At 34.5% G+C, this 24045-nt stretch carries 12 protein-coding genes; all 12 read right to left on the reverse strand.

Features of this window, described 5'->3' with window-relative positions:
* Positions 1–49 precede the first annotated feature (49 nt).
* The 12 genes from DIS07_RS02435 to DIS07_RS02490 all read right to left on the reverse strand — a co-directional run bounded on the left by DIS07_RS02435 (position 50) and on the right by DIS07_RS02490 (position 24031).
* Positions 50–1294: a mandelate racemase/muconate lactonizing enzyme family protein gene (locus tag DIS07_RS02435; RefSeq protein ID WP_109403622.1), complete on the reverse strand. Its 1245-nt coding sequence runs from the start codon at positions 1292–1294 to the stop codon at positions 50–52.
* Positions 1281–2768: a sulfatase family protein gene (locus DIS07_RS02440; protein WP_109403623.1), complete on the reverse strand. Its 1488-nt coding sequence runs from the start codon at positions 2766–2768 to the stop codon at positions 1281–1283. The genes DIS07_RS02435 and DIS07_RS02440 overlap by 14 nt, the downstream gene beginning before the upstream one ends.
* 225 nt (positions 2769–2993) lie before the next feature.
* Positions 2994–5759 (reverse strand): glycoside hydrolase family 78 protein, encoded by a 2766-nt coding sequence (locus DIS07_RS02445; RefSeq protein ID WP_109403624.1) that lies wholly within the window; start codon positions 5757–5759, stop codon positions 2994–2996.
* 28 nt (positions 5760–5787) lie between these two features.
* Complete coding sequence (locus DIS07_RS02450) at positions 5788–9030, reverse strand: glycosyl hydrolase (RefSeq protein ID WP_235869079.1); 3243 nt, start codon at positions 9028–9030, stop codon at positions 5788–5790.
* Between the two features lie 64 nt (positions 9031–9094).
* Positions 9095–10051 carry a hypothetical protein gene (locus DIS07_RS02455; RefSeq protein ID WP_109403626.1) on the reverse strand — a complete coding sequence of 319 codons (957 nt, stop codon included), beginning with the start codon at positions 10049–10051 and terminating at the stop codon, positions 9095–9097.
* 18 nt (positions 10052–10069) lie between these two features.
* On the reverse strand, positions 10070–11158 hold the full coding sequence (locus DIS07_RS02460; RefSeq protein WP_109403627.1) for a PKD domain-containing protein: 1089 nt from the start codon (positions 11156–11158) through the stop codon (positions 10070–10072).
* 2 nt (positions 11159–11160) lie between these two features.
* Positions 11161–12711: a sulfatase gene (locus tag DIS07_RS02465; protein WP_109403628.1), complete on the reverse strand. Its 1551-nt coding sequence runs from the start codon at positions 12709–12711 to the stop codon at positions 11161–11163.
* Between the two features lie 98 nt (positions 12712–12809).
* Positions 12810–13514, reverse strand: coding sequence for a 3-keto-disaccharide hydrolase (locus DIS07_RS02470; RefSeq protein WP_109403629.1), 705 nt, complete (start codon positions 13512–13514; stop codon positions 12810–12812).
* A 23-nt stretch (positions 13515–13537) separates the two neighbouring features.
* Positions 13538–15910, reverse strand: a complete 2373-nt coding sequence (locus tag DIS07_RS02475; RefSeq protein WP_109403630.1) for an alpha-L-rhamnosidase-related protein — start codon at positions 15908–15910, stop codon at positions 13538–13540.
* A gap of 26 nt (positions 15911–15936) precedes the next feature.
* Positions 15937–19173 (reverse strand): family 78 glycoside hydrolase catalytic domain, encoded by a 3237-nt coding sequence (locus DIS07_RS02480; protein WP_109403631.1) that lies wholly within the window; start codon positions 19171–19173, stop codon positions 15937–15939.
* 52 nt (positions 19174–19225) lie between these two features.
* Positions 19226–21556 carry a glycoside hydrolase family 78 protein gene (locus tag DIS07_RS02485; RefSeq protein WP_109403632.1) on the reverse strand — a complete coding sequence of 777 codons (2331 nt, stop codon included), beginning with the start codon at positions 21554–21556 and terminating at the stop codon, positions 19226–19228.
* A 3-nt stretch (positions 21557–21559) separates the two neighbouring features.
* Positions 21560–24031, reverse strand: coding sequence for a family 78 glycoside hydrolase catalytic domain (locus DIS07_RS02490; protein WP_109403633.1), 2472 nt, complete (start codon positions 24029–24031; stop codon positions 21560–21562).
* Between the last annotated feature and the right edge of the window lie 14 nt (positions 24032–24045).

The raw sequence follows: 24045 nt of genomic DNA on the forward strand, positions 1-24045 counted from the left end.
TTGTGCTTTGTTTCTCTGTTTGTATTATTTTACTACTTAGTTTTATTTTCTAAACCTCTATGTGTAACTCACTTACTTTTTTCAAACGGTCAGCATCTATTTCTACACCAAATCCAGGTGCAGGATTATAGCTATAATACCCGTTTGCTTCTTTTTTAGTAGCTAAACTTTGTAAACACTCTAAATAGATTTTAGAATCTTCCTTTTTCTCAATGGCTTCTACCCAAGTCGCTCCCACACCAATGGCTATTTGTTGCCAAGCAGAACAAGCTGGCCCAACCAAACTATCGTCTCCAATCATGACTTTTGCGCCTATTTCTTTTACTTTATTTGCTAGTTGGGCTGTTTGGGTAAAACTTCCCATTGTAGAAGGATGTAAATTGTAAATGCGTCCCATTCCTGCTTTCATTGTATTTATACCTTTCCAAGCAGGTCGCATGGGGGCATCTGGAATTAGGGTTAAATCTCCAACCATCTTTTGTAGCTCTATCCACTGCTTTGTTTTTAAATGCGCTGGATCTTCAATAGCATTCAAACCATTTTCCTTAAAACGGTTTAAAATAGATTTCAACCCATCTAATGATTCCCATTTTTTATATCCCTTATTAACATCTGAAATCACGACTGCTTCATCGCCTAAAACATCTCTAATTGTATTGAGCAACTTCATATCCACAGTTTCATCTCCATACATTTTAAATTTCATGTGATGCCCTAAGTTTTGTTCAATACTTTTTTCAGCCTCCTCTCTAACTTTTTTCTCGTCTTTGTCTAGTATACAATATAAACCCGGAACCGCATTTCGTCCAGTCAAACCTAATAACTCTACTGCTGATTTATTTTGAATTCTTCCCGATAAGTCCAAAAGCCCCATGTCTAACGATTCTAACATTTTTAAAGAACGTTTTGAACCTAAAACTTGCTCTGATGCTAATAATTTTTGAGCCTCTCCAATTGTCAAACCTTTAAATTGCTTTAAATATGCAACCCATTCAGTCGGTTTATAATCTGGATTGTTTTTTGAAGCTGGCGTTTCTGTCCATCCATAAAAATCACCTGCAGATATTTTAATAAACAAATGCTGACGGTTGTGCCAAGTTCCCCAAGAAAAATATCGAGGAATGTTTATATCATATCGAAACAACTCAATTTTTGTAATCTTTTCATTTAAATATTCCGTTCCATTTTTACTACCACAAGCGGATAATAATGGATATGTTACACCTAAAATGCCAAGTGCCGACATGTTTTTTATAAAATCGCGTCTGTTTGTTTTCATTTTACCAAGAATCATTCATAGAAGTTAGTAACCGTGCTAATTCATTTTCCATTTGGGCATCTAAAGTTGGATTTTCTCCCCAAATATTTTTCATCTGATAAGGGTCTTTAACATCATTATAGAGGTAATGAAACTTATCCCCACTTTCGTGTTTCACTACCGCGTATGTATAATCTTTTGTTCTAAAACCACGAGCATCTCCTTTAGAGGCAAAGCTTTTCCCTCCAAAGTATAATTGCTTTTCTGGACGATTTACAGGCTTATCAAAAAATAAATCTGCATAATTTTTACCATCAACTACGTTTGGTATTTTATCTTCCATTCCCATTAATCCTAATAAAGTAGGCATATAATCAGGCACACTTAATAAAATATCATCGGTTTTTGGTTTTACAGTTTTTGGGTAATGTACTATTAAAGGAATTTTAAACGCTTCTTTAAACCATACATTTTTATGCATCAATCCTTGACTTCCCAACATTTCACCGTGATCGGCAGAAAAAACGATGATGGTGTTTTCATATAACCCTGCTTCTTTTAGTTTTGCTATGACACGACCTATCTGGTCATCAACGCCATTTACAGAGGCAAAATAATCTGTAGCCTGATCCAAACGCTTTTCTACACCATGGTCTCCTCTTTTTAAATCATAGTTGTCATTAAACTGAACATTTGGTCTGTTCAAAACATCTTTGTGACTCATCCCTTCATAATGTTTTCTGTAGCGTTCTGGCACTTGTTTAAAAGGTGTATGAGGTGGATTTATTGACCAAAACAAAGCAAAAGGCTCATCAGATTTTCTTTGCTTTTCATTATTATTTAGATAGTCAATAATAACATCTGCTTCATGTTCTGCAGACCATTTTTTGATATATATTTTTTCATCTTCTTTGGCATTGGTCGTCCAATAATAAGGCACGTTATGCCTATTGTGCGTTCCGTAAGCATACCAAAAAGAAAAGCCATGTCTTCTATCTGGTGGACACCACGTATCCCAAACTCTTTTTACATTTGGAGGTGTAGGCTCCGGACCATCTAAATGCCATTTACCCACGTAACCTGCACTGTATCCATTATCTACTAAAACATCAGAAAAACAGATTTCATCTTTCTTTAAATAGTTCCCTAATGCTGTTCTTTGAGAATTACAATTTTCCACAACTCCTGTTGATAGCGAGTAACGGCCTGTCATAAGCATTGCTCTGTACGGGCTACATAATGGATTGTTGGCTACTGCTTCAGAAAAAAACACACCTTCTTTTGCCAATTGGTCCAAATTGGGAGTATGTACAGGGTCTTCTTTTAAAAATCCTAATGAGGCTTGTCTGTACTGATCTGCAAAAATGAACAGTAAATTAGGTTTGTTTTTTACAATTTCTTTTTCTTCTTTGGATGTGTTTTTACACGAATATATACTAGATAGAATTAATCCAAGAATTATTAGATTTTTAGATATCGTCTTTTTTGTATATTGATTTAATCTGTTCATTTTTAATGTAAAGTTTAACTAACTAATCGTTTATAGTTTCAATACTTACTAGACCTAACAATTTCGAAGGCTTTAATTTTGATTTTGGTTTCATATCATTAATTACTAACCAATTATATTTTTCATTTTCTGGTCGTTGTTTGTTCTTTATCAATTGGTTCCTCTATAAATTAACCACTTCTATTTCCATTTAATTTTCTCCTTTCTTTTGCAATACATATTCGCTTAATACTTAGCTTTAAATGAATATGTACCTGGGTTTACCTGAAAAACAAAAGCTTTATTTGTTTTCCTTAGTAATTTTATATCCGAATTACTCTCAAATTCTACTCCGTTTACCTTAATGCTTTCTTGTGTATTTCCTGGTACAAAAACTTGAGCTGTTGTATTTGGAGGTACTATTATATCTAAATTAAATTGCTTGCCGACTAGTTTCCAACTTGAACTTACTTTGCCATAAGGCGAATTGTAAGTAGCTGCCGCAGACGTTAAAGGACCACCCGGTATAGGAGCAATTTCAATTTCTTTGTAACCTACTTTAACAGGTTTGATACCTGCAATACGTTCGTACATCCAACGACCAATAGCTCCATAGGCATAATGGTTGAAAGAATTCATACCGCCTTTGTTAAAACCATCTTTATGGGTGTAACTATTCCAACGTTCCCACATGGTAGTTGCCCCTTGATTTATGGAGTAGAACCAAGATGGGTAGGTTTCTTTAAACAAAATTTCATACATCAAGTCAGTCTCGCCTATTTTATCAAGTACTAGAGGCAATAAAGGTGTACCTAAAAAACCGGTACGCAAATGGTTATCGGTTAGTTTTATTTGTTCCAATAAATGAGGTACTGCCTTTTGCACTAATTCATCATCCAACAAATCGAATGCTAAGGCTAATAAATAAGCGGTTTGAGTTTCAGGACCTTCAATAATGCGTCCTTGGGTATCGAAAAAACTATTTTGAAATACATCGCAAATAGCATGGAATAAAAGCTCATATTCTTTGGCTTCGGACTTAAATCCTAGCACTTTTGCTGCTTGAGCAGTTAGATTAACAGAATGTGCATAATGAGCAGTAATAATTAGCTTATTTGAGGTTACACCAAATCGCTCATCTCTTTTGTGTGTTGAATAGGGTTGCAACCAATCGCCATGTGTAAACATTTTAACAATATGGTCTTTAGCATTTGACTGATAAAATCCTACCCATTTTTTCATACTTGCATAGTTTTCCTCCAAAACACCTACATCACCAGTACGTTGATAAGTTTCCCAAGGGACAATAGTGATTACATCGCTCCAACCAGCTCCAGCTCTAAGTCTACCACCTAAAGAAGGCACCATTACAGGAACCGCCCCATCTTCATCCTGATCGTCTCGTACACTTTGCAACCAACTCATCCAAAAGGAATGCACATCACCTAAGAAAAATGAGGTGGGCGCAATGACCTGAGCATCTCCTGTCCAGCCTGCTCTTTCATCACGTTGCGGACAATCGGTTGGTATATCAAGTGTATTACCTCTTAATCCCCAAATAATATTACTTTGTAGTTGATTTAGTTTTTCGTGTGACGAGTTAAACTCAACATTCAAATCATAATTAGAATGCTGCACAACACCTGTTACCCACGATTTATCTGTTGTGGCATTTGCATCAAAACCACTTAACTCTACATATCTAAAACCGTGAAACGTAAATGTTGGTTGATATTCAATTTGTCCATCTTCTTTAGCGGTATAATAGTCAGTTGAAACTGCACCTCGGTAATTTTTAGTATACATACGTCCATCTTGCTGAAGCATTTCGGCAAAGCGTATTTTTAAAGTTCCGTCTTTATCCATTGGCACTTTAATACGAGGTACACCCACCATGTTTTGTCCCATATCAAAAATTACCACACCTTTATCAATCTCTGTAATAGCAATTGGTGCTAACTCTTCTACAGATTTAACTGTATTGTGTCGCTTAGGTGTCAAACTAATTTGTGTATCTATATCTTCAGCAACCACCTTTTGCCAATTTGCATCATCAAATGATGTTAACGACCAAGATTTTTGTTCTTTTCGTGCATCATATTGCTCTCCATCATAAATTCCAGCATAAACAATTGCTCCCTCTTGGCTAGCTTTCCAACTTTCATCAGTAATAAAGGTTTTAACATCGCCATTGGTATATTTTACTTCAAGTTGACACATTACTTTAGGCGAAACTTTTGGATAGCCTCTAAGCATTAATCGACCTGCATACCAGCCCTCTGCCAGAGCAATCCCAATGGCATTAGAACCATCTTGCAAATGATCTGTTACATCATAAGTTAACGTTTCAATGCGTTTATTGTAAGGGGTCCAACCTGGAGCCATTACATCGTCGCCAACCTTTTTGCCATTGAGTTCAGCTTCAAAAAGTCCCTTTGCCGTAATGTACAATCTAGCAGATTCAATTTTAGAGTCAAGAGTAAACTCATTTCGCAAGTACTGTACTTTATAAGAGGTTTTATTCGTTTTTGGCGACTTTGCTTTATCAACTTTTGGCAAGCTAATCCATTTGGCCTGCCAATCGGAGTTATGGAGTAGTCCTAACTCAAAGTTGGCTACCTCACTCCAAGCAGAAGCCTTTTTATCTTGATCCCAAAACTTTAACTGCCAATACACTTTTTGTCGCGAAGAGAGTTTTTTTCCTTTGTATTTGACAAATAGAGTTTGCTGACTTTCCACTTTTCCGCTTTCCCATAAATCAGCATTATTTGGTAGTAGTTCAGGTTTAGAGGCCACTACAATGGAATAAGCTGTTTGCTTTTTGATGTTTTTATCTTGTGGTAGTTTCCAAGAAAAAGAAGGTGTAGCATCGTAAAAACCTATTGGATTTTTAAATTGCTCACTTACTACCAACTCCTGTGGTGGAATAGTATTTTGAACTGAAGAACACGAAACCAAAAATAGTATTGCCAGTATGACTGTTGCCAATCTATTGCTAGAAATTATGTACATGTTATTTTATATTTGTGTGTATTATTTATTAATGTTTAGTCATTTCAATACTTACTGGACCTAATAATCCTGAAGGCTGTAATTTTGATTTCGGTTTGATATCATCTATAACTAACCAAGTATATTTTTCATTTTCCGACCATTGTTTGTCTTTTATCAATTGGTTTCGCCATAAATTAACCACTTCTATTTCCAATTGATTTTCTCCTTTTTTTAGTGCTTCTGAAATATTTAAACGATAAGGCGCTATCCAAAGCCCCCCCAAATCTTTTCCATTTAGTTTTACCTTAGCCATCACAGAAAGCTTTCCTAAATTCAAATAAAACGCTTTATTTTTAGGGAGTTTATCTATTGTAAAAGTGGTTGTATACGTTGCTGTACCAGAATAATATTTAATTTGCTCGTTTTCTGATGTAGACCAATCTTCTAAAGCATTAAAAACGATTGGTTCTTTAGGTCCGATTTCCTTATTTGAGAAATCTACAGAAAACGGATTTTTCAATTCGCTTATTGTTTCAAATGCAGGGAAATTTTCTGTACTCGCCGGTTTTTCTAATAACTTATTATCTTTAGTAAATACAATAAACCAACTCTGAGCTCCTTTTAATTGTAAAGGTATTTTTACTCCCGTTTTCGTGATTTCAAACTCTGGTAATGCTCTGATTTCTCCACTAACTGCATCCCAAAGTTGTGGTTTCAAATCTTTATGTACTCTAAAAACTGGAGATAATTCTATGGTTTCATCACTTTGATTTGTGATAAAATAAATATCCATTTCTGGCGTAGTTCTGTGTGTCCATAACACAGGTGTATCTTCAGAAACGTTCACATCTTCAGCTAATTTTAGCTTTTCAAAGACTTCAGATAATTCGTAACCGTCTAACACTTTACCTTTACCGAATGCTTTATCCATTTTACCTTGATTGTAGGTACCACTCCACATTTTGTTAGCAATGGTTTTAACAATTTCGTCGCTTTCTGGATAATTTTGTAAACTTGGCGATTTTTCAGGTTTTTGTCCCAAAATGACTCCTCCTTGTTGCACCAACTCTTCTATCTTTTTTAGCAGTTCTGGTCGCATGGTTTTAAAAGGTGGTAACACCATTACTTTATAAGACATACCATCTGGTAACACAAAACGTCCATCTTTTACAGACAATCTGTTTAGAATTACTTCGGCATTGATATAGTCATACGAATAGCCTTTTGGAATTTCAGGCACACGACCTCCCGTCATTATTGGTGCATCTTCTCCAATAAAATAACACACATCTGCTACATATTTACCTTGTTGCAACAAATGTTGGCAACGTCTTAAATAATCAAAATAAGTATCAGCTTGACTAAACCATGTGTTATGGCGATTGAATTCTGTACCAAACCAAGCATTCATTCCTGGCTTACGATTATCGTCTGGTTGTTGAATGTATAAGTGCAAGACAAAATGATTGACACCTTCTGTTAACGACCAATCGCCTCGTTTTTTTAACATGGCTGGGTGCCTAAGGTATGTTTTTCGAGAAGATGTAAATGCTTCTGCAGAAGTGATAGGTTTTCCATATGTATGAGATGTTGATGAAGAGGCTTTACATTCTATATTACCCAATGTACCTTCGTTCCAAAACTCTCCAGATATCAAATCAGATTGTCCACCATACATCATAAACTCCCCAGGAAAGCCCCAATGTCCATAATTTTCTAACCAGGTTTTTAAATTGTGTTTGTTACTTGCTTTTTTTAAAGCTCCAACATATTCATACGCTACATCATCAGCAATAGAGCGACGTAAATCCCAAAGAAAACGCTCTGATTCTTCTACGCTTCCAACAATTCTACCAGAAAGTACAGGTAAATATTTTACAGGGTCGTAGCCATATTTTTCTTGAAATTTTACTTCATAATCGTCAGTCCAATTTTGAGAACCCATTTCATAACTATCTGCTATCACATATTTAAAGGCAGATTTGCTTTCTTCTGGAATACGTTTTAACAATTCTCCCACGAAATTATCAAAATGATATTGGACAAGCTTGCTATTCATTTTATCAACTTCATACCCTACCCCTTGAGGGGCTGCTGGTGCATTTTTAGTTCCTGTAGGCGACATTCCTATTCGTAAAACAGTCCAATTTCCTTTGGGTGCCTTCCAATTTAAATTTCCATTTTCATCAATTTTATTACTTATATCAATAACCTGATTTGGATCTAAACCCAATTCTTTAGATTGAAGTTCTTCTTGCCTGCTAAAAACATAAGTGTCCCATTTTGGTTTTGGCGTTGGGTGCATTTTACCCAATTGTTTTTCGATATATTTATCTAATACTGGTGCTTCAGAAATTGTAATTTCAGCAAAACCGAATGTTTTTTTACGAGAACTAAACTGACTACATTTTAATTTAAATTGCTGTGCTTTAACATCTGGTAAGGTTGTTGCATAAGCCCCTTTTAAAATTGGCCCTACATTGGGAGTGCTTTTATAACGGTCGAAAGTGAATTTTTTGATTACACGTTCTTTTCCATTTACAATAGCAGATAATTCTACCTTACACTTAAAATCTTGACTTGGTACTATTGAAATGGAACGCGCTTTAATTGATTCATCTAAATTGAAAGTTATCTCTAAAGCTTGCTTTCCTTGAACTTTAAAACGAGTGTCTGATTCTGTGTTTCCATCAATCAACTCTTTTACGTCTAAATCATTCCAATTGGCAGTTACTTTTGTTGGAATAAATTGTGTGCTTTTTTTCTCAATTTTAGCTGTTTTAAAAGCTAAGGTATGTGTGTCTTGAAATTTTTCGTTTGGCTGTTTTAATTTAACGTTCACTAACTTACCGCCTTCAACTTTCGTTTCACTAAAGGTTAAATACCGCATTGCTTTTTCAGAATCTACCCAAGGTCCACCACTCTGACTCCAACCTGGACAATTAAAAACACCTATCTCTACACCTATTCTTTTTCCTTCTACGACAGCATGTACCATGTGCGACCACCACTCTTCACTTAACATAGGTACTTTTCCGTCTTTACGAGCTGGGTTTATATTACCAATTAATGCTCCTCCAATTCCCGCTTTTTTCATGGCTTCTAAATCTTTGGTAATACCTGATTTAGAAATATCATCATTAATCCAATACCAATAGCACCAGAGGTTGTTTTCTTCTGTTGGATTTGCAAAATTTGATTTTATTATTTCGTAATTTAATTTTTCTACTTCGGTATTTTTAGAACTATTGCATGACAATAAGCCTAAAAACAATACTGATGATAACATCAAAAACTTTAAATTATTTTTTAAAAACATATGCGAAATTGGTTTTACTAACTCTTTTGAATTGTTATTTTTTTATTGATTGATTTAAATCATAAACATTTTTTCTAATATCATTTAAATCACCTACTATCAAATAGTAAGTATACTCATACACTGTATTTTTATTCAATGTTTCTCTGTTTAATGGCGCCATATAGGATGTTGGTCTATCATGCGCTTCAAAACCAGGTTCTCTAGACATTCCTGCTAAAAAGTTAGTACATTTTGGAGAAAACACTCCCATTCCCCATAAATCATCATTTACAAAAGCCATCCAACTTTCGGTAACCATATCATTTTTATATTTTCCCCAGAAACCACTTGTTAAGTTTACTACTTTTGGTTTATTGATTGGTTCTCCTGTAAAAGGTTTATCTCCAAAATAAGAATACAAATTATTTAAGGCTGATATTGGGTAAACTGCTGGTAATTCTTGATTATGAGATTTTCCTTCTCCATAAATAGTATCTGTTCTATGACAGGATAATTTATTTTGAACTTTAATTACATTACCTTCTAATGTTGTCCACTGCTCCATGATTGCTTCTGCAGGTTTATTTTTCATATCCCACAACATAGGAATACATTTTACATACAATGTATTTCCTTCTTGTTTGTATTCTAGAATTTCTGCTCGATTTTTATAGCAATCACCCACTTGAATGGGATTCCAAGACCAAGGCGACCATGCTTTTTTCTGACCTTCGCTTTGTCTGTTGATAATGTTACCGCCATAATAAGATTGCTGAATATATCTACCTTCATCATGAACGTTTACAATATTTCTATCCACATCAGATTTAGAAATATAAGCAATAGCACCACCTCTTGTTAAATCTAATTTTAGACGCAATGAGTCATTACTCAATTCCATAAAAGTTGGAATAGCAGAATTGATTCGGGCTGAATCTTTTTGTGCATAGGAATGATCAGAAAGCGCGAAAAGCGACAGTAGAATAACATATATGTTTAATTTAATCATAGTAAAAATTAGTTCAACTTATTTAGTAACCACATCCCAAACTTTTGAATGTATTGATTTTCCATCTTTATTTTCTACAGTGAGGACAACAGTCCAATGGTCTGCAGTTTTGTATTGATGAACTGGACTCTGTTCTTTAGAGGTAGTTCCGTCTCCAAAATCCCATGTCCATTTTTCAATGATGCCCAACGATTCATCTTTAAATGCGAAAATACGCCTGTCTCTATCTACCTCAACAAAAGACCAATTAGCTTGTAATTTTGGTTGCAAGGGTTTTATCAATGGCATTAATCTGAATGCATTCATATAGTCGCCATCATGAATCATTTTAATATTATGTGCTAGGTTTATAAAATCCTTTCTTTCCTTATTGTCATCATCATAATCAAGAACGCTCCAAGACATTGCAATAATTTCATTTTCTTTTAAGTTAGAAACTGCAGAACGATTAATGCCTTCAATAGCGGCATAGTCGAATGGCGTTATCCAAAATTCCAGTTGAAGTTTACCTGATTTACCTTGCTCTAAATTGTGCTTATAAGCTGAATTGGCATAAGGGAAATTTTTAATCCACGGCGTATTTCCCCAAACCATAGCCCAATCTTTATTTACAGCAGGAATGAAAACATGGTAGTTCTGCGCGTGTGCTCCATGTCCTCTAAAATGTAGTTCTTCAATTGGAATATTTCTTTTGTTGGCGTTCCACTTTTTTATAAAGTTACCTCCAGAGACATCAGCATCTACCACCAATTCAAAAATATCTTGCCTAATATCCAATTGCTCAAATTCCCAGAAATCATCAAATACCTCAAGATAGAAATATAATCTATTCAAGTCTTTTACCCATCCCACCTTAACTGTAATATCCAAATCTTTTGCATCAAGATTAAACCCAATACCATTGATAGATTCTTTCATTTGATCCAGACCGATGGCATAGGTGCTTGGGACTAAATTCCAATCAGAAAAATCTCCATCTATTCTTGGTATTTTGTTCTGCGGAAATTGAAATATGGGATAAATCGTATCACGACTAGATTGGGCATAAGATTTTAACAAACCAAACCCAAAAACTAAAATCCATACAAAACAAAACAGTAAACGCATTTTTATTTTTTATTATGTTCAACTCTTTTCGCAACACGCAGTCCTCCTTTTTGAATTCCTATATCTTCTGGATGATATTTTTGTGGATCAAATGCAGGATTTATAATTGGGAGAACAGCATTAGCATCCTTTAGGTGTTCTTCGATTAAAACATCTAGTTTTTTTACTTTTTTCGGATACTTCGATGCTAGATTATGTACTTCTCCGATATCTTGTTTTAAATTATATAAAAAATATTGATGTTTAAAATCTTTTCCATTATGAAATACACGTATTAGTTTCCAGTCTCCATCGTGAACAGAAACAGATGGTGGCAACCAATTTGGTATTTTTGGATTATGCGGAAAATAGGTAATGATTGGTCCTCTATCCTGCGTATCGCCTTTTAACGCTTTTGTAATATCTACACCATCAATCTTATGTTTTTTAGGGATTTTAATTCCTAACTGATTTAATATGGTTGGATAAAAGTCTGTGGATTGAATCATAACATTCGACCTAGAACCTGGCTTTGTCAACTTAGGCCATACAATTACACAAGGCACTCTTGTTCCTCCTTCATAAATGGTTGCTTTTCCTCCTCGTAAAGGACGATTACTTGTAGGTTCAGTGATAAATTCTATTCCAGTCTGCGAAGTTTCACGAATTCCATTATACATGTTTCCTCCATTATCACTAAAGAAAACAATAGCTGTGTTATCACTAATTCCTAATCTATCTATTTCGTCTAATAACCGTCCAACTGCTTGGTCTAAAGAATGTACCATAGCAGCGTAGGTTGGTGAATGTTGTAAATCTGTAAAATCTATTTTAGATTGATAATATTTTATCAAACTTTCTTTGGCATCAAAAGGTGCGTGAACCGAGAATTGCCAGTAATTCATAAAGAATGGTTTACTTAAATCTTGTGAGCGTAACCAGTTTACAGCTTCGTCTGCCATTCTATCTTCTATGTGTTCATTTTTATATTTTGCTTTAAACTTTGGATATTTCCAAGGAGCCACAAAACTACCAGCTGGTCCTGGACCTGGCCAATGTGGAATATCTACATTAAAACCATGTTGTATGGGTGTATAAGGTTCTCTACCTAAGTGCCACTTTCCAAAATGTGCTGTATTATACCCATCTGCTTTCAATAATTTTCCAAGTGTTGGCAATATTGTATCTAACCTAGTGGCAGGTTTACATGCAACAGATTTAAAGCCAGGAGCTGCCTTTTTAGGAACTGACGCTTTTAATTGTACTTTAGGTTGATGAGCCGCAGGAGAGGTAATTCCTGTTCGTGCAGGTGTTTGTCCTGTTAAAATACTTGCTCTTGTTGGTGAACATAATGGACTTGCTGCATATGCACGATTAAAAGTCACCCCACGCGCTGCCAAACGTTCTAAATTTGGTGTTTCGTATAACTTTGTTTTTCCGTAAAGTGTTACATCTGCCCATCCCAAATCGTCTGCTAAAATAAACACAATATTCATTTTATTATTGTTCGTATTTTGTGCTTTCGTTGTCATAAACACCAAACTAAATAGTAAAAGGGCTGTTATTTTTTTCATCACTAGTTGTCTTTTAATTGTATCTATAAGGTGTTAATTACTTCTTTTAAAATTACACTTTCTGTTTTTAAGTTCATTGACAGTGCTTCTATCAATAATTACAGCTCTCTAATTTTTAAGTTTTTCCAATGGATAATACCTTTTTTACCTCCATGAACTTGCAATCCGATAAATCCATTTGGAAATTCATTTTTTATATCGATCCAATGAGCCGCGGGTAAACCGTTTATCCAGGTTTTAAAAACATTCCCTTCCACTTTTATAGTCAATCTATTCCAATCATTACGATCGATAGCATTTTTTAAAGGAGCATGTTCTGGAGCTTTTAAAGGATAAAACCAACCACCACAATTTTGTCCATAAATACCACCTGACCAGCCACGTCCTTTTTTGCCTAAATCTTCCATTTCAGCCTGCGGTCCAATTACCTTATCAACGTTATCATCCTTTCTAATTCTTGATCGAATTTGAACACCGGTATTTCCATCGACCTCCCATTTAACTTCACAAGTAAAAATGAAATCTACATATTCTTTATCTGTACATAAAAAAGTGCTTGGTCCTTTACTACAGGTTCCTACAATTTCTCCATTTACCACTTCAAATTTCATAGTACCCTGTTTAGTTGACCAACCTTTTAATGTTTTTCCATCAAAAAGTGATTTGAATTTTCTACTCTTAATCTTCGGTTCTTTATCAGTATTTATGAATCGTGTTTTACTTTTTTGGTTGTTTTGCGAAAAAGTATTTAGTGTCAATAAAATTGCACTAAGTAGCATAAAAAATTGTTTGGTTGTTTTCATTAAAACTATTTGTTTAAATATTATTATTTATATATGGCTCTAAAGTTCCAGTTTCCTTTTTGAACGTTGAAACTTACATATTCTTCATCCTCATCTGCTAGTTTCATTTTTTTTATCTTATTGTTAAACTTACCTTTCTTCCACAACAATTCACCATTAACTTCAATTTTTTTTATGATTTTACCCGCTTTAGGTATGTAAATTGTTGCTGTGGTTTTTTCTGGAGAAATTAAATCCAACTGATAAATATTGTCTGTTTTATTTACTTCAACTTTAATATCACCTTTAACTGACGGTACTATTTGTTTTAAAGAGGTCATGTGTGCTAAATTTGGTTTTACTTCATATTTAGTCCAAGCTACGTCTATTGCTTTTATACCTGCTATATATCTTGAAAGCACATAGTTTGGTGCATTCCAAGCATGATTGTACGTTCCTCTTAATTTAGGAAGGTATTTTTCATAAAGTGTTGTTAGCCATTTGCGATCAACTTGTTCTTGATAACGGTCTTTCATTCGCAGCAAGCCTTTATCATATTGCCCTGTAATCATGATTGCTTCTTCAGCTAGCCACTCCATATGTGGACTTGATTTTTTTACAGGAACTAACACACTATCTACTAAAATATTGTAATGTTCTTTTTTAGCTAATCCACTAATAATTGCTAAGGCACTCACACGTTCTTCAATCAATTTTTTTTTAGACCCATAACGATTACCTTGCCAATATTCTTTTTCAAAATTTTCTTGAATACTATTTATACGACTGTTGTACCAAGGAATATCTTTAGTTTTACCCAAAGCTAATGCCATTTTTTTAGTAGCCTTTAAAGCCATAAAATACAACACCACATTTGTTGCAACTGGATCAGTATCTATACCCCAATCTACCCAATTTGCGTAACCTTTTCTGTGTTTTGGTAATCCATTAGGTTGCATGCTCCACAATTTTAAATAATTTAAAACGGCTGGATATGCATTTTCAAGCGTAGCTTTGTCTCCTGTGTTATAGTAATATTGCCAAATCCCTTGGTCTATATATTGCAAACTTTGCCCAGTTAACTCACTGCTTTTTCCACGGTAAGCACCAAATCCAGGAGCTAATCCTTGTAATGTATCTCCAGCTCTGTAAGCAATGGTATTATCAATTCCTTTTTTTAATAGCAAACGCCCAGGTTCATCAAGAGTATAAAAAACAGCTCCTGTTTGATCTGCTACATCGCCTACCCACAAACCACGTTCTCTATCTGGGCAATCCATATAACCATCTCTAGCACAAACATACAATGTGTTTCTAGCCATCCACCATAAACGTGTAAAATAAGGATCACTCGTTTCAAAAGTACCTGTCATTTCTCCTACACCTGTCCAGCGGTATTTTAGTTCTAACACTTCCACACCTGGCGGAATTGTATACTCTACATTATGACCATTTATCCAAGAATAACTTTCAAATTCTTGCACACCATCCTTAGTAATGTAAGTCCCTTTAAGCATATTAAACGAATTATCCATATCTGCGATAATGGTTTTACCTTCTTTACTATTCACTTTTAAATAAGGAGTAATTTGCTGATTAAAAGGGAGTTTTGCTCGAATTACAACTAAAGAATCTGATGTATTTGTAAAAGGAAGATTAATCTTCTCTTTGCTAGATTCTAATGTAAGAGATTCATATTTTACCAAACCTCTGTCATTCCATTGAGGAATTGCTCTTTTTACTAAAGCTCCCCAAGGTTTGCCATTGGCATCACCTTTTATGATAGGTTTATCCCAATTTTTATCATTATAATTGTTCATGTACCAAGCTTGATTAGACCAATCTCCCAAAGCTTTTCTGGCATCAAACTTTACATTATATGCATTTACTCTATTTGCACTTTTTCCTCCTCCTCCACTTTTGGCATCGTAAGCGGGGTGTACTTTTAGCTTCCAGTCGGCATTAGAAATAATTTGCTCCTCTCCCAAATCAGCATAAAATAAAAGTCCTCCTTTTCCACTGTCATCATGTACTTTTCGGGTTCTACCCCAATACCAAACCAAAACAGCGATGGTATTTTCTCCTTCTTTTAAATAGCTTTTTAAATCAACCTCATCATAATAATTGGTATCTGGTGCAGCACCTCTTGCTAATCCGCCTTCAAACAATACCATTTCACCATTAATCCAAAGCCAATATTTTGTATCTACTGCAATTTTTGCTACTACATCTTTTGGTATTTTATTAAGATTGAATGACTTTCGAAATGCTACCCAACTATTTGCTGGTCCATCTTCTTGTTGCCAAATCCATTTTGCATCTCCCCAGTTTGAACTATTTGTAAAACTTATTGAAGTTATACAGATTAAGACAATGAAAAAATTTAATTTTATTCTAGTTTTATTTTTTTTGTTCATTAGATTAAATACTTGATTGACTGCTTTTAATTATTAAAAATTTTTAATTCTTTAATCGATGGAGGTTGTTTCGAATCCAAAATAAACAACCTACATTTTATAGATTTAACAGCATTAAATTGATGGTTTTTATTTACCCCACAATTTGTCTCTTTTAAAATATCTTTCCATACACCATTCTCCCAATATTGTAATTTATATGACGTGATGTTATTCTCAAATTCATCCACAATAATCTGATTAAACGTTTGCGGTTTTACCCACTCTACTTCTAAATATTGATTTTTAGTTTCAGTGGCCAACCATCGTGTTTCTTCATCTTCATCATTAACTCTAAATGCCTCAAAAACTGGTAGCTTTTCCGTTTTAATAAACATAGAAGAAGCATTTATCCTTCCTATTTTAGAAAGATTTTTTTGATTTTCAATAGGTTTTGGAAATTGTGTTACAGGCAATTCATCTACTTTAAAATCATAAACCCCTGAAACAACATCATAAATAACATAGTTCCCAACAGCTTTATTCTTTTCTGTCCCAAAAAAGGTAATACCTTCAGATTTATCAGCCACAGCACCACTTTCATTTACAACCTCTTTACTCGTGGCTGGCAAATACACTTTTGCAGTTGTATTTATAGGAATTTCAATATGAAATGCTGCACCATTATCTTCTTTTTCCCAATTCACAACTACATTTCCATACATAGATTGGTATTCTGTATTTGCATAAGTTAAATCACCAACAGGTGCTGGTTTTATGATCATATTTTGCATCCCTAAACTTTCTGGATTTGGACGAATTCCACCAAAACCTTTGACAAAATACCCACCAATTCCAGTATAACATGTATGTATTTGACTGTTACCAATAGCAGACCAACGTTCTGGCCAAACGGTTTTACCTTGTTCTAAAAAGTAACCATAACTAGGGTGATGCTTGTCTCTGAGTAATTCATAAATTAAATCCATACGTTCACCTGATTCAATAAAATATCTTGTATATAGTGCCTGACCAGAACTTCCTGTATCGTAATAAGGAAAGTCATACAAGACATTATTTACAAGTTGTGCAGTAACTTTTTCTCTTTCTTTCGTAGGGGTTACACCTGTTAGTAATGCAAAGGCTTGGTTCACTTGTATACCATCCAAATATTTTCCTGTTGTTGGATTGTATGACATTTCATGAGTCGCTTTTTGCTGTACTTTTAATCGATTAGCAAATTCCTTTTCATCTTCAGTTTTCCCCAATACTTTTGCCATATTATAAGCACATTGCAACATATATGCATAGGCACAATTATTAAAATGTAATGCTTCTGGTGAGTTACTACTTGTCCAAAAATTACCTCGAGGTGTACACCAATCTCCTAAACCAGGAAATTCTCTTGCTCCTTGTTTTCCTGCTTTGATAGCACCTCCCGTTTCATAATTCGAATGTTCTAGCATCCATTGCATCCATTTTTGCATTGACGCGTAGTTATCTTCAAGTACTTTTTTATCACCTAACATTCTATACGTTTCCCAAACAGTTAATGGATTGTTCGCTTTCCACATCAGAAACGGACGGTCTTGTTCATTAATCACTCCCCTTATCTGACCATCAGACAGTTGTGCGTCACGAGTATATTGAAGATATTGATCCATATAAGCACCACTTTCAAAATTTGGCAAGGCATCGCCATACATAGCAGCTACAGTAACTTCTCCCCATCCACGGCGTTCACGATGCGGACAGTCCACTAAAATACCATCCATAGTATTCGCTAAGTACGTATTTAGATTTATCTGATAAATTTTATTGAGTTGCTCGCTTGACGATTCAAACTTGCTAATTTGCTTACGGTTGTTTGTTACCACATAACCTTTTGCATCTGTTGCTTTAGGTTGGTAACTCAATCCATAAACGGTAACCCATCTTCCGCCAGCAACATTAAATCTGTTTTTAAATGTTCCTTTACCTGACTTACCATATATATATTTACTCTTTTGATTCCAAGAGGATGTTTGCCCCTCTTGGTCACTAATTTCAAATAGAATGGAATCACCTTCAGCTCCGTTATATAAATCCATTTCAAAGAAACCTGTGTAGTTTTCACCCAAATCAATACAATAGGTGCTGTCATCTATTTTCTTTACCCCAATTGCTTTAATTTCTTTAAACTTAACCTGAGGTTCTACTATTTGCGCACTTAAAACAGCTGTAATTTTACCGTATTTAGCTCTTACCCTTTTATTCTTATTGCTATTTAGAGCAAAACTAATGTTATTTCCTTTCGCAATTTTTTCGTTTAAAACTTCATGATTGTAGACACTGGCATAAGCCCATTTGCTATCATCGTAATCGGCAGCACACCAATTATCTTCTCTTTTTCGGTCGTCAATAGTTTCACCACCAAAACGTAAAATATCCCAATCTCCGTAATAAGAACTATAACTTTTTTTAGTTTTCCAACTTGTGTCAGATTTTAGAGTTAGTTGTTTTCCACCAGTTTCAATTTCAGCTTGCGCTTTAAATACAAAAGGAATATTTCTGTACTCTGCAATACGTCTCCAACGCGCCCAACCAGCAGCATGCCAAATAGCGATTACATTAGTTCCTTTTTTTAGTTTATTTGAAATCTCATATGTTAAATATGGAATCCTTTTTTTCATGTAAGACGATACCGGATTCATTACATCGTCAGTGATTTTCTCTCCATTTACATAAACTTCATGATACCCAAAAGAGCCCACAAATAAAAACGCTGAAGTAGCATCTTCCTCTAATTCAAAGTTCTTTCGATACCAGTTATGGTCGGTTTTTTTCTGGTCTTCTTTTAAAATCCAATCACCTTTCCAATCAGATTCTTTTAGCAATCCCATTGAAAACATGGCCGGTTTACTCCATGCAGAAACATCTCCTGAAACATCCCAAATTTTGACCTTCCAGAAATACTGCTTCGCAGATTCTAACGATTTTCCATCATATGTACTATTGACAGATGAATTGCTTTCTATTTTTCCAGAATCCCATATATCCCCTTTATTATTATTTAGAGCATCTAAAGTACTTGCTACTAAAACTTGATAAGCAGTTTGTTTTTGTCCTCTAGTCTGATTAGCTTCAACGAGCTTCCAACTCAATCTAGGACTCATATTATCAATACCTAAGGGATCAACTCTATATTCACAACGTAGATCTTCAATATAAACAGATGATTTGCTACAACTTACAATGCTAATCGTCAATACCAAACCTAAAGTAATTAATAGTTTTGTTTTCATGTTATTATTTATTTACCTTCAAAGCGCTTAAACCTCATTGGGTTAATACCTGTTACTCATTAATTATTTCTAAATTATCAAATAGGTTTTCATCATAAGTACTAGCCAACATTACATAACCTTTGGTTTTCTTATGTGGTAGCTTTACTACAGAAACCTCATCAATAAATGCTTCTATTTCTTTGTTTTGAAAAGTAAGTTTAAGGGCATGCCATTGATTTCCATCGAAATTATAAATAACACCCTCTTTTAGAACCTTCTTGTCAAAGATTAATTTCCAATTACCATTTTTTGCAACTTGAAAACGGTAGCCTTTTAGGTAACTTCCTTTAACATGTCCTCCTAATTCTACATTACCTTCATCAATAAAAACATCTACTTTACAGGTATAATTTTCCCAGTTTACATCACCCACAAGTGTATTGGGTTTAATATTAGAACGTCGATAAATCCGCATCCAATCATAACCTTGTTTTGGTACAATTTGTTTTAAACAATGAGATCCATCTTCTTTTAATGCTATTTCAAAACTTCCTGTTTGGTCTGAATGATATTTAGGTAAATCACCGAGTTTTCGATCTTCATAATCTTCTTTATAAGGAAAAGGAAATGCTTTTTTCTTTGGAATTACATATGTTCCTTTTTGTTGTCCAGATGTTGTAGTTAAAGAATAGATAGATTTTGCATTTAATGAAAGTCTAAGTATACCATCCTTGGGAATTAAAGATTCTTGTTTAATAAATTGTTCATTTTCATCCGACTTCCAAACATTGACTTTACTTAATGAGAATCCTTTTCCTATTTTAATTTCAATTTCTTCTTGCTTTTCAGTACAAATAATCATACTCCAATTTGAACTCTCTTTTTCTTTTAAGGTTACACAACTTCCTTTATAAGTTTTTTTATCAAAAAGGCCACAAGCATTATTTAAATACTGCCAATTGTAAGGTTCGGCAAACTGAGTGGTATGTGCTGTGGCCCAAATGGTTGGCCAAACCTCGTAATAACCACTCCATGGACTATTGGCTTTCATAGCACCAGCTTTATCCCAAGTTACCGATTCATATATAGACCCTATTGGTGCCCATATCAAAGATTTAGTAATTCTATCTCGTATATAAAACTTATTATACATTCGAGCTAAATTTAAAGCTCCTGCGCCTCCCCAATCTTTTCCTGTCCAACTCCAGTCTTCACTTGCCCATAGCGGTTTACCGCTATTTTTTGCTTTTTTGGTTGTTGGCCTTCCGCGACCATCTACCATATTCTCATTAAACTCTCTACCAGTAACGTAGTGATAGCCTACAGCCTCAACAACATTATTAAAAGCATTATCTTTTTCAAATTCTTCAAATATTTTCCAATCTCCACTATTATCATCAGGTCCTTGTATTTTCACATTCTTATACCCGCGCTCATCTAACAACGGGCGAACATTGTTTACAATCCAATCGCCATTAGTATAATTCTCATTTTCGGCCGCTGCTACCCAATCTATATCTAAGTTCCATTCTTTTTTGGCAACATCTAAATAACTTACAAAATATTCTGCAGATTCAGATGTGAAAATATTTGGCTTTAAATATGCTGGAAAACTCCATGGAAGGTATTCCAAAATAATCTTAGAGTTTCTATTTCTCGCCTCTTTCATTAACCAAAATTCATAACCCCGAGATACTGGATTTTTTAATTCTTCTCGTGTAATCGCATGTGAAGGTTCTGAGCCACAAGTTGAGTTTTCTCCTCCACCCATTTCTACTTTTAAATGTTGAAAACCAGCACCAAATTTTGGTTTAAAAAGATAGTCTAATATTTGAGATCGAATTGGGTCTTTGTAATCATACAATAAATCAGTAGAAGCTCCTGCGCTCACACCTCCAATACCCTCAAAAGTTCTCCCTTTGTCACTTATATTTAATTCAATTTGCAAAACACTTTCTTTTTTTGGGAATACATGAGGTTGAAATACTACTTCTGGATTTTTAATTTCTCCCATTTCAAACCAAGATGGTTCACTATGAGCAACGCCTCGATTGTTACCCCAAACCATTACCTTCCAATACACACGCTGTCCCGTTTTTAGTGGAGCACCACGATATTTAAAAGGTCCCATTTTTGATGTACTAGTTGGTCCTGTATCCCAAATGTCTGGGTATTTAAGTTTTTCTAAAGAGGTTGCCATCAAAATACGATATCCGCCTTGTTTAGGACTCTTATCATCCCCAATATATGTCCAACTAAAAAACGGGTATGGAGTAATAACCCCAGATGGGTTTATAATATTATTACATTTTATATCTTTTACCTCAATACTATATGCAAAGGAATAAATAAATAATAGACTCACTAAAAGCACATTTCGGTAGTTCATTATTATTGCCATATTTTATTTGATAGTAATTACATATTCGCCAGAAGTCAATTCGAACGTGTTACTTTTAACTCTTTTTTTATTTAGTTTGATTTGTTTTGATGTATACATCTGTAGTTGAATAGAAGCAACCGAATTTTCTGGAACAGTAACAGACCATATTATCTTTCCTTTATTTCTTTTCCAATTACTTTTAATTTCTCCTTTTGGAGATTTATATCCTACTTCGCACCATTCCAATCCTTCTAAAAAAGTAGGCTTTAAATAAAACTTTTGAAATCCTGGGTGATCTTCATCCGGTATTATACCTCCTAAACTTTCGTGAAAACTAGCAGAAAAGCCACTATTCATAGGATGATTAAATGAATTCCGGTGATAACGCTTTGTCTTATCCCAATTAGCTATATGTTCTGGCCAAGTAGTTAAATTGTGTTCTTTAGTAACAAAACCTAGACTAGGATAATCTGTAATTTCCCATAAGTGTTTTGTAACTTTACTATGCCCGTACCCATTTAAGATTGTGTACAAAGGGCGATGACCAAAGATACCTGTACTAAAATGACCATGTTTATCTTTCATGATAAGATCAGATAAATTATTGGCAACCAATTGTTTTTTATCTTCATTAACTAAGTTAGCATACAACGCAAATGTATTTCCTGTTTGAGAACCATAAGAGTTTGTTTCTTCATTAAAAAATCTAGTATTGAATGCCTTTTTTACAGTATTTGCCCTTTGCTTATAAACTGAAGCATCAACTTTTCTTCCTAAGAAAATGGCCATTTTTTGCATGGCAATTAATGACTGATAATACAATGCTGTTGATGTTAATGCTGGAGGAGTGTCCATATTTACGTTTCCTCCTGGAGGACACCAGTCTCCATATCCGCCATTTATAACTCCATCTTCTTGTACTTTTTCATCTAGGTATGCCATCCAACCTTCCATCATGTTCCATGACTTTTTTACAATGGTTGTATCTCCATAATAGATATATGAAAAGTAGGGAATCATTACCGTAGCAGCTCCCCAATCGGGTCTAGCCTGCAGGTTTAATCGCTTTCCAACGGAAACATTAGAAGGAGCCCGTGAATCATATGGAAAAGTATCTTTAAAATGAGCCTTAGAGATACCCAAAACTGTTTCTATATCATCTGCAGTTTTTTGCCATAAACCTTTCAAGTTAAAATTAAAACTTGCAGCTTCGGCAACAATATAAGCATCTCCCATCCACGCACAACGTTCTCGATGAGGGCAATCGCTCAATAATCCTTGAAGATTATCTTCTATGGTTTGCATAGACACATTATAAAAACTATTGATAAGGTCATCAGAACATTTAAAAGTACCTATTCTTTCTACATCCGAACGCACTAACCATCCTTTAAATTGATCTAGTTTAGGCTTATTTTTTAACCCTTCTATTTGTACATATTGAAAACCATGGTAAGTAAAACGTGGTTCCCAAGTTTCAACACCACCCCCTTTACAAATATAAACATCTGTTTGCGTATTACCTGTAACATGAATTCCTGTAGATGCAGGGTCAATATTTCGTTTATCTGGCATTAAATGTTCTGAAAAACGCATTTTAACTTCTGTGCCTTCTTTTTCTTCAACATTTATTTGCAACCAACCTGTCATGTTTTGCCCCATATCAATTATCCATCCTTTTTCTGCTGGAAGTATTGCTATTGGAGAAATTTCTCTAACCTTTTTCATGGGTTCTAATTGCTGCTCCAATAAATTTTTGGTAGGTGCTTTCATCAATTCAGCACTACCCCAAGAAGTATCATTGTAATCAAAACTTGACCAATTTTTGATTTCTTTTCTAGCATCATAGGTTTCACCATGATAAATATTATCAAAAAGAATAGGGCTATTATGTGCTTTCCAACTTTCATCAGTTACAATACTTTCTTTCGTACCATCTGCATAATCGATATTTAAAACCATAATGGAAAGAGGTTTACCATAAGCAAGTCTTGGTGAAAAGGCCATATTTTGTCCATAAAAACCATTACCTAGCATGATTCCGAGACTGTTTTTTTCTTTAAGCATATTTGTAACGTCATGACGGACAAAAAAAGCACGTTTTTCATAGGAAGTTTGCGCAGGATCAAGAACTCTGTCTCCAACCTTACTTCCATTAAGGTATAATTCGTAAAGTCCTAAACCACAAATAGCAACTTCAGCAGAAGAAATATCTTTTTCAATAAAAAACGACTTTCTTAAAAGTACTGATGGATATGTTTTACGTCTAACTACTTTAAGTTCTTTTTCGGTGGGTTGCCATGTATTAATATCCATGGGTGGCTGATTTCTCATCAAATCTCTAGCTGCCCACTTTTCTAAACGATTGTCTTCTGTGTAACCTATCCATTTTGCTTTATCCCAATCAATATTATTTCCTTTGGATTGCCCAAAAGTTTTTAAAGGTGGTACTATTAAAAAAAGTAGGGTTATTAAAAATAGTTGAAATTTCATTTAATATTGTTTAG

Origin of the sequence: Polaribacter aquimarinus (assembly GCF_003129485.1) — a bacterium.
GTDB classification, from domain to species: domain Bacteria; phylum Bacteroidota; class Bacteroidia; order Flavobacteriales; family Flavobacteriaceae; genus Polaribacter; species Polaribacter aquimarinus.

What these genes read in the sequence shown, in the direction of transcription:
- DIS07_RS02435 (WP_109403622.1), bottom strand. Translation starts at nt 1,294, where the DNA reads ATGATTCTTGGTAAAATGAAAACAAACAGACGCGATTTTATAAAAAAC.
- DIS07_RS02440 (WP_109403623.1), bottom strand. Translation starts at nt 2,768, where the DNA reads ATGAACAGATTAAATCAATATACAAAAAAGACGATATCTAAAAATCTA.
- DIS07_RS02445 (WP_109403624.1), bottom strand. Translation starts at nt 5,759, where the DNA reads ATGTACATAATTTCTAGCAATAGATTGGCAACAGTCATACTGGCAATA.
- DIS07_RS02450 (WP_235869079.1), bottom strand. Translation starts at nt 9,030, where the DNA reads ATGTTATCATCAGTATTGTTTTTAGGCTTATTGTCATGCAATAGTTCT.
- DIS07_RS02455 (WP_109403626.1), bottom strand. Translation starts at nt 10,051, where the DNA reads ATGATTAAATTAAACATATATGTTATTCTACTGTCGCTTTTCGCGCTT.
- DIS07_RS02460 (WP_109403627.1), bottom strand. Translation starts at nt 11,158, where the DNA reads ATGCGTTTACTGTTTTGTTTTGTATGGATTTTAGTTTTTGGGTTTGGT.
- DIS07_RS02465 (WP_109403628.1), bottom strand. Translation starts at nt 12,711, where the DNA reads ATGAAAAAAATAACAGCCCTTTTACTATTTAGTTTGGTGTTTATGACA.
- DIS07_RS02470 (WP_109403629.1), bottom strand. Translation starts at nt 13,514, where the DNA reads ATGAAAACAACCAAACAATTTTTTATGCTACTTAGTGCAATTTTATTG.
- DIS07_RS02475 (WP_109403630.1), bottom strand. Translation starts at nt 15,910, where the DNA reads ATGAACAAAAAAAATAAAACTAGAATAAAATTAAATTTTTTCATTGTC.
- DIS07_RS02480 (WP_109403631.1), bottom strand. Translation starts at nt 19,173, where the DNA reads ATGAAAACAAAACTATTAATTACTTTAGGTTTGGTATTGACGATTAGC.
- DIS07_RS02485 (WP_109403632.1), bottom strand. Translation starts at nt 21,556, where the DNA reads ATGGCAATAATAATGAACTACCGAAATGTGCTTTTAGTGAGTCTATTA.
- DIS07_RS02490 (WP_109403633.1), bottom strand. Translation starts at nt 24,031, where the DNA reads ATGAAATTTCAACTATTTTTAATAACCCTACTTTTTTTAATAGTACCA.